Origin of the sequence: Protofrankia sp. CiT1, from assembly GCF_917627335.1 — a bacterium.
Classification (GTDB): domain Bacteria; phylum Actinomycetota; class Actinomycetes; order Frankiales; family Frankiaceae; genus Protofrankia.
Genome location: NZ_CAKJTP010000011.1, coordinates 47,248 through 58,793 on the forward strand (window position 1 = coordinate 47,248; position 11,546 = coordinate 58,793).

Sequence of the window (11,546 nt, forward strand, 5' to 3'; positions counted from 1 at the left end):
AGCGGCGTCGAACGGTGAACGGGAAGCCCAGGAGGTTGAGGGGTGTACGATCACGATCTTTTGATCGTCTGCTCAGCCGTCCCGGGAAGCATAGCCCCACGCATCGAAACGGATCGAACGGCGACTTCTGAAACACGCCGTAGGCTGCCGGCATGCAGGCCGAGACAGTGCCGACTGACCAGCCTTCCGGCGTGGCCCCGACCGAGGCGCCGCTGACCGATCCTGCCATCGTCTTCAGCGCATTCTGCGCGGCGGGGCTGTGGCCGGGGCTCGGCCGGACGACCGCCGCCCGGCTCGCCGATGCCGGGATCCGCGGCCCGGCGGACGTTGAGGCGACCCGGCTGGCAGCGGTCGAGGGTGTCACCCCGGCCCGGGCCCAGCGGCTGGTCGACTCCTTTGCCGCCGCTGAAGGCGCCTACCGCGCGGCCGAGCTGCTGATTGCGGCTGATCTGCCGGCACGCCTGGTGCGCGGGCTGACTGACGAGCTCGGCCCGGGGGTCGCGGACGCGTTACGCGCGGATCCCTGGGCGTTGCTTGCCGCGGGCGAGGCCGAACTCACCCAGGCGGACCGCCTTGCCCGCGTGGCGGGCGCGGGGCGCGACGACCCCCGGCGAGGCCCGGCCGTGATCGCCTATCTGCTCAGCCGGGCGGCCTTCCGCTTCGGCGACACCGCGGCACCGCTGGACACGCTCATGCGGGCCGCGGCCCGTGATGGTGTCGCGGATCCGGCCACGGCGCTGCGCGCCGCGGTTGAGGACGGCCACGTGGTCATAACCGGTGAGCTGGCCGCGCTCGAGCGGTTTGCCGTGGCCGAACAGACACTGGCCGAAGGCATCGCGCGGCTACTGGCCATCGCCGAGCCGCTGCGCCCGGGGAACACCCGGCCAGGGAGCGGCCGGCCGGCGCCGACGGCCCCCACGGGGCCGGATGCCCATCCGGACATGTTCGACAGTCTGGACGGCATCGACGGCATCGACGACGACGGGCCCGGGGAGCTCGACCCGGCCGAGATCCCCGCTGATGACCGCGCGCAGGACCCGGCCGGGGATGACCCCGAGGAAGATCTTGCCGCGGTCCTGGCGAGCCTTGACCAGAGCCAGCTGTACGCGGCCCGCACCGCTCTCGACATCGGCGTGAGCATGCTCACCGGCGGACCGGGGACGGGCAAGAGCCGAACCGTGGCCGCGGTTGTACGCCTCGCGCAGGCAGCCGGCGCGCGGATCGCCCTGGCCGCGCCGACCGGCCGGGCGGCCAAGCGGTTGGAGGAGCTGTGCGACTGGCCCGCGAGCACGTTGCACCGCCTGTTGCAGGCGCAGGGAACCTCCGGGGCCTTCGCGCGTGACGGGGACAATCCCATCGAGGCCGACCTCGTCGTCGTCGACGAGGCGTCCATGCTCGACGCCGAGCTCGCCGCCGCGTTGGTGGATGCCTGCGCCGACGGTACCCATCTGCTGTTCGTCGGAGACCCGGCCCAGCTACCGAGCATCGGCCCGGGCCGGGTGCTCGCTGACCTGCTCGACGCCGGGGTGGCGCCCGTCACCGAACTGCGGCGGCTCTACCGCCAGGCCGACGGTGGTGGGATCGCGACACTCGCCATGGCGGTCCGCGCGGGTGAGCTCCCGCCACCACCGCGCGGACCGGACCGCGAGGTGGTGGCGGTTCCCGCCCGCAGCGCGGGAGAGGCAGCCCACCGGGTCGTCCAGCTCGTGACCGACTCCATCCCGCGGGCGCTGGGGATCCCGGTGACCGACGTTCAGGTCGTGACTCCGGTCCACGGGGGCCCAGCCGGGACAGCCGCGCTGAACAAGGCGCTCAAGCAGGTGCTCAACCCCGGTGCGGGGGCAGCGGGCGGATTCGATGTGGGTGATCGGGTGGTTGCCACCGCGAACCATCTGGACGACGGGTTCGCCAACGGGGAGATCGGGATGGTACGCGGCGTAGGTGACCGGGGCGTGCTCACGGTCGCCTTTCCCGGTGGCGATGTCGATGTCCCCAGCGGGGCTGTCGGGGATCTGCGGCACGGCTGGGCGGTCACGGTCCACCGGGCGCAGGGCAGCGAGTGGCCGGCCGTGGTGGCGGTGTTCCCGCCAGAAGCGGGACGGATGCTGACCCGTCCGCTGATCTACACCGCGCTGACCCGGGCCCAGCGCCATCTGTCGGTGGTGTCGGTGAGCGGCCCGGCGCTGCGGGGCGCGGTGCGCCAGGCCGGCGGCCGGCGCCGTAACACACTTCTTCCCGCCCTGCTCGCGCAGGAGATCGAGGCGGCGGTCGAGCCGGATGACTCCGCTGGTCAGGGCCGGTGAGCCGCGGCGCCGTGCCCGCGGTTCGCCGGCCGGCCACGGCGCGGCGCGTCGAGCGGCTGACATGGACGATCGGGCTGGTGACACTGTGGGTACCGTCTCGTTGGTGAGCACCGACCTTTCTGGGAGCCCGGTGGCGGACCTGCCCGCATCCGCGGCTGTGTCCGTCATGCCGGCCGCGGCGGCATCGACGGCGGCCGTCCCGTCCGCGGCACCGATCATCGACGCCGCGCGGTCACGCACCAGCGTCCCGAAACCGCGGGCGGAGGTTCACCGCGGGCATGACCTCGCGCGGCCGGGTAGCCAGCCGGCACAGCCGGCGCAGGTGGCGCAGGTGGCGAAGCCGGTCAGTGCCAGCGGGCGGTCAGCGCCAGCCGGCTGGGCACCGCTGTGGGACCGGTGGATCCGCAGGCTGCTGATAGCCGTCCTGCTGGGTGCGATCGGGGCTGGCGCGTCCCTGCGGTTCGTGACGCCGAGCCACCTCTGGCTGGACGAGTCACTCACCGTCGAGATCTCTCGCAGACCGGTCGGTGGGCTGCTCGACGCGCTGCGCCACGACGGTTCGCCGCCCCTGTACTACCTGCTCCTGCATATGTGGATCAGGCTGTTCGGAACGGGGGATGTCGCTGTCCGGGCGCTGTCGGGCCTCCTGTCGCTGGGCACGCTGCCGGTTGCCTGGATTGCCGGCCGCCGGGTCGGCCGGGTGGCGGCGATGTTCGGCAGCGGTGACGCGGCCACGCCCGGCCGGGTGGGGATGGCGGCCCTGCTGCTGTTCGCGTGTTCTCCGTACGCGATCCGGTACGGAAGCGAGACCCGGATGTACTCGCTGGTGGTGCTGCTGGTGCTGCTGTTCGGGCTGGCGTTGGTGCGGGCGCTGGAACAGCCGTCCCGCCGCCGCCTGGTGCTGCTGACCGTGTCCACCGCCGCGCTGGTCTATACGCATTACTGGACGTTTCTGCTGGTCACCACGGTTGCGGTGTTCCTGGCGGTGCAGGCCCGGCGGCGGCCTTCCTATCGCCGCTCCGCGCTGTCCGCGCTGCTGGCGATGGTTGCCTCGGCTGTGCTGTTCGCGCCCTGGATGCCGTCGTTCCTGTTTCAGATGCTGCACACGGGCACCCCGTGGGCGGCGCGGGTGCAGGCCCAGGTGCTGCTGGACACGGTGTTCGACTGGGCCGGGCCGACGTCGACGGGTGCGCTGCTCGGAGTCGTTCTGCTCGGAGCCGCGCTGCTCGGCCTGACCGGCCGGCCGCAGGACGACGGGCTGCACATCGTCCCGACCGGGCGGCTGCCAGGACGCTACCTGGTCGCGTTGTGGCTGGTTCCGCTCGCCCTCGCCTACCTGGTCAACACCATGGGTGGCAGTGCCTACACGGAACGCTATACGGGGATATCGCTGCCGGCCTTTCTGCTGCTCGCCTCGCTGGGCATCGGCCTGCTGCCCGGACGGGTGCGGACGGCAATCATCATGATTGTCTGCGTGACAGGCCTGTCCGGCGGCTGGAACATGGCACGGCAGGAACGCACGCAGGCCGGGGAGATCGCGAATCGGATCTCAGCGCTGGCCCGGCCGGGGGACGTGGTCGCCTACTGTCCCGACCAGCTGGGCCCGGCGGTGTTCCGGGCTATCGAACGCCATGGCGATCTTGACCTCAGGCAGATCGTCTACGCGGACGCGAGCGGGCCGGCGCTGGTTGACTGGGTCGACTACGCGGCCCGGATGAGACGGGCCAGCGGTGCGGACTTCGCGGCCCGCGTGAACACCTTGGCCGGCCCCAGCCACGCTGTGTTCCTTGTGCGCGCGGACGGTTACAAGACCCTGGAAGGTGCCTGCGCGGTCGTTTCGGACCAACTTGCCGCTTTGCGTGACCGCACTCTCCAGGTCGACCGGCGCATGGTCTACGAGGGCGCCGCGCTGGAGCGTTTCTCCACGTTGCGCTGAACAGGCGCGGCCGGCGCTGTTGGGCCGCGCTCGCCCTGGGCGGCGAGCGCGGTCACCAACAGCGCCATCGGCAACGTGTAGTGGTTGAAATAGGACTGTTTGTTCATGACGTCCAACGTGAGCAGCACCACGCCCGCGCCCGCGCAGAACCCGGCGGCGTCGGCCCGCACCCGCCAGGCGAGCCAGTAGGCAAGTACCAGCGCGGCCGCCACCGGCCCGAAACCGGTTGTGACCCCCACGTGGGAGAGCACGCCGGGCACGGACAGCGCATCGCCGCGCACCGGATAGCGAAGATTGGTCATCACCGCGTCCCGCCAGAAGTCCGCCGGGCCGACGGCCACCCAGGGCAGGACGGCAGCCGCGGCGACGGCGACCGAGGCGAGTGTGCGCCTGGGCCCGAACGCCGGCCAGAACGCCGCGACCGGGATCAGCAGCGCCAGGTGCTGCTTGCTGGCGAGAGCCACGGCGAACGCGACGACCGCCCAGCGGGCCCGGCCCGCGGCCACCGCCCACACCATCACGCTGACGCATGCCGTGAGCAGCGGCTCTGTCCAGGACTGCTGAAGCGCGTACATGGATCCGGGAAAGGCCAGCACGAGCAGCGGCAGCGCGGGCGGGAGCCCGGTATCCCCCAGCGCGCCGTTGCGAGCCATGATCCGGCGGATGGCGACAGCTGTGATCACTGAGGCGAGCAGCAGACCATAGCGGACGTCGGTGAGCAGCAGGCGGAAGGGCGCGAGGACGAGCGTTGTCCCCGGCAGATACGGGTAGACATCGAACAGCTGGTTCACCGGATACCCGGTGTGGCTGGGGGCCCACTGCTGACGGTACATGTCCGCGCCCGCGAACAGGCCGTCGGCGGACACCTGGAGGAGGTAGAAGACATCGATACGCGGCCGCGGCGCCGCAATGATCATTGCGATCCCGGCGCCTGTCATGAGACCGACAACCGACCAGAAGCAGGATGGCGACACGAGCCACCGTGCTCCGGCGCGGTCACCTGGCACCCGGCGTAGCCACCACAGGATCGACCCCGCGGTGAGCAGCCCGCCGGCCACGCCGAGCGCGTCGGAGACGTCCGCCCACCCGCCGGCGGCGTAGTAGCGAGGCCGCATCGTCACACCGGCCGCGAGGACCACAGCCAGCGTCACCCAGACCGCTCCGCGGCCAGCGCGGGCATCCTTGCCGACCATGTTGCCGACGACCACGTTGCCGACACTGACGAGCACCGCGCCCCACCCGGCCAGCACCAATGCCAACGGCCAGGGGCCGCGCCCGTCGCCCGCGGCGATGCCCGCCGCGACGGCACACCAGCCGAGCAGCAGCGGACCCACGTTCCCGCTGGCCGGGAGATCGTGTCGAAACCACCCGGATGCGGTGGTCGGATTGTTCGCCCGGCCGGGTAGGAACGCAGTCATGACCCGCACCATGCCAGAAGCCTTACCCAGCCACCGGGCTGACGCGGAGCGGGTTCGGCCGGGAGATCGTGCCGGGCAATCGCGAGGGGGCGCGGGCAGGTGCCCGCCTGGCTCATGCCAGACTGAGAAGCCGAGCCGGACTATTGTCCACCGGCTTCTTGGTGTGTCGCGCGGATGACCATCGCGTGCGAAGTTGAGGAGAGGTCAGGCACAGTGGCCGAAAAGCCCGAGGTCATCGTTATCGGAGCCGGACCGGCAGGTCTAACAGCTGGCTGGGAGCTGGTGAAGCGGGACGTACCCGTGACGGTCCTCGAAGGCGACTCGACGGTGGGGGGCATCAGTCGCACCGCGGAGCGTGAAGGCTGGCGATTCGACATCGGCGGGCACCGCTTCTTCACCAAGGTGCCCGAGGTCGAGGCCCTCTGGCACGAGATTTTGCCTGATGAGGACTTTCTGATGCGCCCGCGGTCGAGCCGCATCATGTACAACGGGAAACTCTTCGATTACCCGCTGCGTGCCGGTAATGCCCTGCGCGGCCTTGGTGTGCTCGAGGCGGTGCGCTGCATCCTCTCCTACGCCTGGGCGCGGGTCCGGCCGCCCCAGGATCAGACGAAATTCGAAGGCTGGGTCGCGGCCCGTTTCGGCTGGCGCCTGTACGGGATCTTCTTCAAGACCTACACCGAGAAGGTGTGGGGGGTGCCGGCCAACACGATCGAGGCGGACTGGGCGGCGCAGCGTATCAAGAACCTCTCGCTGCTCAATGCCATCATGAACGCGGTCATGCCGAAACGGAACCAAAAGGACATCGCCTCTCTCATCGAGGAGTTCCAGTACCCGAAACACGGGCCCGGAATGATGTGGGAGGCCGCGGCGGACAAAATTTCCAAGCGCGGCGGGAAGATCGTTTTTGAGGAGAAGGTCCGCAGGATTCACCACGCGGATGGCCGGGCCACCGGCGTGACCACCGTGGTCACCGGTGGGTACGGTCCCGGAGCGGGCGCACCGGAGGCCTCCCGGACCGACATCGGGTCCGAGCACCGCTACAGCGGAGACGAGATCATATCGTCGATGTCGTTCTCCTCGCTGATCCGGGTCATGGACCCGCCCGCCCCCGACCATGTGCTGGCCGCGGCAAACGCGCTGCGCTACCGTGACTTCCTCACCGTCGCGCTCGTGGTGCCCGAGTCCGCTGGTTTCCCGGACAACTGGATTTACGTGCACTCACCCGAGCTGCTGGTCGGGCGCATCCAGAATTTCGCCTCGTGGTCGCCGTTCCTGGTGAAGGAGGGGCGCACCTGCCTGGGTATGGAGTACTTCGTGTTCGAGGGTGACGAGACCTGGTCGATGCCCGATGAAGACCTGATCGCACTCGCCTCCAAGGAACTCGCGCAGCTGGGTCTTGTCCCGGCGGACCAGGTGGAACGCGGTTTCGTGGTCCGTATGCCCAAGGCCTACCCGTTCTATGACGCGGACTACAAGAAGAATGTGGAAATCATGCGTGGCTGGTTGGCTGAGGCCGCGCCAAACGTCCACCCGGTAGGCCGCAACGGTATGCATCGGTACAACAATCAGGATCACTCGATGTACACCGCGCTGCTTACCGTCCAGAACCTTGTTGACGGAGCCGAGCACGACGTGTGGGGCGTCAACGTGGAGGAGGACTACCACGAGGAGGTCTCCCCCGGTTACGCGAAGGCACCGCGTTAGCGCAGTCGCGGGACCAGAAGGGGGGACTTGACCGTGACTGACGTGGCGGTGCGGCCGCTGGAGAACATCCCGGGGCCGGCTGCGGAGAGCCAGCCCCGCGCGAAACGGGCTGGCCTTGCTTTCAAGGCGGCACTTTTCGTTTTCATTGCGGTAGCGGTGGTGGTGCGTTTTTCCGCCCGCCAGGCGTTGTGGCTGGACGAGGCGCAGAGTGTCGCCATTGCGCGGCTTCCGTTGACCGGGCCCGGCACGACGCTGTTCGACGGGCTTCGCCAGGATGGCTCGCCACCGCTGTACTACCTGTTGTTGCATGGCTGGATCGAGCTGTTCGGCGTCGGCACGTTCGCGGTGCGGGCGCTGTCGGCCCTGATGAACCTGGCCGCTGTCGGGCCGCTGTTCCTGCTGGCTCGGCGGGTCGTGGGCGTCCGGGCCGCACGGGTCACGGCAGTGCTCTACCTCACCTCACCGTTCGCGTTGTACTTCGCCACCGAGACGCGGATGTACAGCCTGGTGGTGCTGCTGACCGCGGCTGGCGGACTGGCGCTGGAAGCCACGCTGCGGCGGCGCTCACCAGGCTCGGTCGCCGCGTTGGCGCTGTGTGCGGGCATGCTGGCGCTCACCCACTACTGGTGCTTCTACCTGCTGTTCACCGTGGCTGGCTGGCTTCTGCTGGTCCTGGCGAGGCCGCGGCCGGCATGGGGTGTCCAGGCGCCGCTGGTGGCGCTCGGTGGTATCGCCGCCGGGGGCCTTGTGTTCGCCCCCTGGCTGGGAGGTTTCTCCTACCAGATGGCGCACACCGGAACACCGTGGGGAGAACCAGCGACGTTCGCGGCGATCGCGCACGCCTACGGGCAGTGGGCAGGTGGTCCCACCACCCAGGGGCGGACACTGCTGTTCCTCATCACGGGGCTTGCCGCCGCGGGTGTCGCGGGCCGAGCGGTCGACGGCCGGTACGTGCTGCTCGACCTGAAGGGCATGGAGCCCGGCCGGACGCTGTTCCTCCTGGCCACCATGACGCTGTTCGTCGCCGTGGCCGCGGGGAAGGTGGTGGGCAACGCCTGGGCGGATCGTTACACCGCCACCGCGTTCGTTCCGTTCCTGCTGGTCATCGGGCTTGGCGCGACTGTCGCCGTGGACAGTCGGCTGTTCCGCGGGATCATCGTCGTGTGCGCGCTGCTCGGGCTCGTCGGTGGTTACGGCGACCTGTCCCGGACCCGCACCCAGGCGGGCGAGGCCGCGTCGGCGCTGGCACGTCTCGGCCGTCCCGGTGATGTGCTGCTTGTCTGCCCGGACCAGCTCGGCCCGGGACTCGCCCGCACCGTCCCGGCCTGGATGCACGTACATGTCGTTCCGACCTACGCGCCGCCGGACCGGGTTGACTGGACGGACTACGAGGAGCGTAACGCGAAGGCGAACGGTGTGATCGTCGCGGACAGGGCGCTCGCCGAGGCCGGCCCCGCCAACACCGTGTTCCTCGCCGGCTCCGGTGCCTACCGGACGTACGAGACCCTGTGCACCCAGGTCCGTGGCCGTCTCCAGGACAGCCGCCCACGGGCTGACGAGGTCATGCGGCAGGGCACACCGGCCAGGGTGTGGGAGAACTTCACCCTCCTGCGCTTCCAGCCCTAGGGCGTGATGGTTGTTGGCGTCGCAGCCGCGGGCCGCGCTTCACGCGCAGCCACAGCCGCAGCCGCATCCCCGCCAGGGCACGCCGAGCAGGCGGGGATGGCGGACGCTGCCCCTGCGTGACATCGTCCTTGCCTGGTGTGCCACCCGGGTCGTCACTGGCGCGGCCTATGCCCTGGCCCGCTACATCGCCGGGCAAGGCGGCATCACCGGGCAGCTTGGCGCGGGGCAGCCAGCCACGGGCAGACCGTTCACGCTGACCGGGCTGCTTGGCTGGGATGCCGGCTGGTACGCGGGTATCGCCGAACACGGGTACGCCGGAGCCGGCGGGCAGGGGCTGCGTTTCTTCCCGTTACTGCCGCTGCTGGTCCGTGGGGTCACCCTGCTTCCCGGGCTGGGCGGTCACACCGGCATCACGCTGCTGCTCCTCGTGAACGTGATCGCCCTTGTCTTTGTGGCAGCCCTCGCCTGGCTGGCCAGGTACGAGGGCTTCGACGCGGCGGCAACGTCTCGCCTGGTGTGGCTGGCCTCGTTGGCGCCGCCCGCATTTGTGCTGGTCATGGGCTATACCGAGGCATTGTGGGGGCTGCTGGCCGTTGGCGTGTTCGCGGGCCTGCGCACCCGGCGGTGGGAGCTTGCCACCGCCTGCGGCCTGCTGGCGGGGCTGTGTCGTCCCGTTGGCATCCTGTTGGTCCTACCGGCGGCTGTCGAGACCGTTCGCGGGCTCGGGACAGCCGCTGTCGCGGAGCGGCTGCGGCGGGCGGCGGCGGCTGTCGCGCCCGCGGCCGGGTGCGCGCTGTTCGGGCTGTGGTCGTGGATCGCCTATGCGGACGCACTGCTGCCGCTGCGGGTGCAACGGCAGCAGTCGTTGCATGGCAGCTCGTCGAATCCCGCCGCTGTGCTGTGGACGGCGGCCCGGGGAATCACCCATGGCGAAGTGGGCACCGGCCTGCACGTTCCATGGCTGGCGCTGTTCGCGCTGCTGCTCGTCATGATGGCGCGGACGCTACCGGCCTCGTACACGCTGTGGGCCGCCATCACGATGGCCGCCGTACTCACTGGTAGTAATCTTGATTCGAGTGAACGGTATGCGTACGGAACCTTCCCGTTCCTGTTTGTCGCGGCCGCTCTTACCCGGCGTGATGATGTCGTACGTCTCGTCCTGACGGTGAGTGCCGCGATGATGCTGGTGTATGCCACGCTTGCGTTCCTTGGTCTTTACGTGCCGTGACAGGCAGGGTGAACCCGAGGGTTCGTCGCTCTCACCGCCCACCGTGTCGTTACGGTGGCGCCATGGACGTGGAGTATCAACGTTTGTACCTACCGCCCGGAACGGATCGACTTCAGGCGCTGGCGGTACTCACCCTGCATGCCGAGTTCGGTGACTGGGAGCTGGAGCGGCTCCGCCTGCTGCCAGACGGTTCCCGGCGGGTGGTTCTGCGCCGCCCGCGGTGCCGGAGCGGGCTCCCCGGCTATCTGCCGACCTGAGAGCGCCCGGCAATAGGGGACGCGGCGTCGCGGGGCTGGGGCACGCACCTCGCTGTGTTGTCGTCGGTCGACGCCCACCACCTCCGGTGGCTCCCTCCGCCGCCTCGCGATCCATCCGCCCCGGCGCCGCTGCCTGATCGAACGCCCGATCTCACACACGCTCTCACTGTGACTGACCATTACTGTCGGGGTGACGTATCTGGGATGCGGGCTGCCCAGTCCCGCGGAGGCTGTCACGGGCCGCGGTCAGCTCCGCCCGTACCGCGCGCAGCTCGGCGGCGAGTTCGTCGGCCTGCCGTTCCGCGCGCTCGGCGCGGGCCCGGGCGTCCGCCCTGGCCTCGACGAGCACCCCCTGGCGTTCGTCCGCCACCCGTTGTGCGTTGTCCAGCCGCCTGTCGGCATCAGCGTGGATGCGGGTGATCGCGGCATCGGTGACCTCTTGCTGGCGAAGCAGATCAGCGCGCAACCGCTCGATTTCCGCCCGGGCCTCGGTCGCGGTCCGCTCGAAAGCCTCCGCCCGGGCCAGCGCGCCATCACGAGCCGCGGTGGCGGCGGCGAGGGTCTGGGCGGCTTCCTCCCGGGCCCGCGCAAGGGAGGCCGTGGCTTCGCCGCGTGCCGTCGCGACAGCGGCATCCGCGGCCTGACGAGCCTGGCTGATCTCCTCAGTCGCCTGGGTACAGGCCTGTTCGATCCGGGCGTCGGCCTCCCGCCGGGCTTGCTCAAGGGCGGCCGCGGCTTGGACGCGCACCGTGTCAAGGGCGGCCCGTGCCTCGTCGCGGGCCGCGGCACACGCGTCCCGTTCGGCCTCCAGAGCGGCCCGCCGCTCGTCGAGCTGGTCCACCGCGGCGACGGCCTCGGCCGCGACGGCCTCGGCCTCGATCCGCGCGGCCTGCGCCTCGCGGGCGACCTGTTCGGCCCGGACCGACCGGGCGACCGCTTCGGCGACCCGTTCGGCCGCTTCGGCCTCAACGGTCTCGACCCGTGCCTCCGTTGCCGCCATATCGCCGAGGGCCGCCATCTCCTGGACAAACCCGTCCAGCGCGCGGGTGAGCCCGGCGGCCAGCGCCGTGA

Annotated in this window: 8 protein-coding genes; 6 read left to right on the forward strand and 2 right to left on the reverse strand. The window is 70.3% G+C overall.

From position 1 onward, the window contains the following. Positions 1 to 152 precede the first annotated feature (152 nt). Both MJ785_RS03710 and MJ785_RS03715 read left to right on the forward strand, forming a co-directional pair. Positions 153 to 2,303, forward strand: a complete 2,151-nt coding sequence (locus MJ785_RS03710) for an AAA family ATPase (protein WP_239311264.1) — start codon at positions 153 to 155, stop codon at positions 2,301 to 2,303. Then, a complete protein-coding gene (locus MJ785_RS03715) occupies positions 2,278 to 4,239 on the forward strand; it encodes a glycosyltransferase family 39 protein (RefSeq protein WP_239380037.1) in 1,962 nt (653 codons plus the stop codon). Before MJ785_RS03710 ends, MJ785_RS03715 begins: the two co-directional genes overlap by 26 nt. Here MJ785_RS03715 and MJ785_RS03720 read toward each other — a convergent pair. After that, positions 4,197 to 5,657 (reverse strand): glycosyltransferase 87 family protein, encoded by a 1,461-nt coding sequence (locus tag MJ785_RS03720; RefSeq protein WP_239380038.1) that lies wholly within the window; start codon positions 5,655 to 5,657, stop codon positions 4,197 to 4,199. The genes MJ785_RS03715 and MJ785_RS03720 overlap by 43 nt on opposite strands. A 213-nt stretch (positions 5,658 to 5,870) precedes the next feature. Here MJ785_RS03720 and MJ785_RS03725 point away from each other — a divergent pair, with 213 nt between their 5' ends. The 4 genes from MJ785_RS03725 (at position 5,871) to MJ785_RS03740 (ending at position 10,475) form a co-directional block, all read left to right on the forward strand. Then, positions 5,871 to 7,364, forward strand: coding sequence for an NAD(P)/FAD-dependent oxidoreductase (locus MJ785_RS03725; RefSeq protein WP_239311592.1), 1,494 nt, complete (start codon positions 5,871 to 5,873; stop codon positions 7,362 to 7,364). A gap of 33 nt (positions 7,365 to 7,397) precedes the next feature. After that, positions 7,398 to 8,990, forward strand: coding sequence for a glycosyltransferase family 39 protein (locus MJ785_RS03730; RefSeq protein WP_239380043.1), 1,593 nt, complete (start codon positions 7,398 to 7,400; stop codon positions 8,988 to 8,990). Between the two features lie 13 nt (positions 8,991 to 9,003). Next, positions 9,004 to 10,218, forward strand: a complete 1,215-nt coding sequence (locus tag MJ785_RS03735) for a hypothetical protein (RefSeq protein WP_239311590.1) — start codon at positions 9,004 to 9,006, stop codon at positions 10,216 to 10,218. Positions 10,219 to 10,280: 62 nt separating this feature from the next. Further along, entirely contained in the window at positions 10,281 to 10,475 is a 195-nt protein-coding gene (locus MJ785_RS03740) for a DUF5703 family protein (RefSeq protein ID WP_239311588.1), read from the forward strand. A gap of 163 nt (positions 10,476 to 10,638) precedes the next feature. Here the strand turns inward: MJ785_RS03740 and MJ785_RS03745 are convergent. Further along, positions 10,639 to 11,546, reverse strand: a 908-nt coding sequence (locus tag MJ785_RS03745) for a hypothetical protein (protein ID WP_239380039.1), incomplete at its 5' end; no start/stop codon positions are given.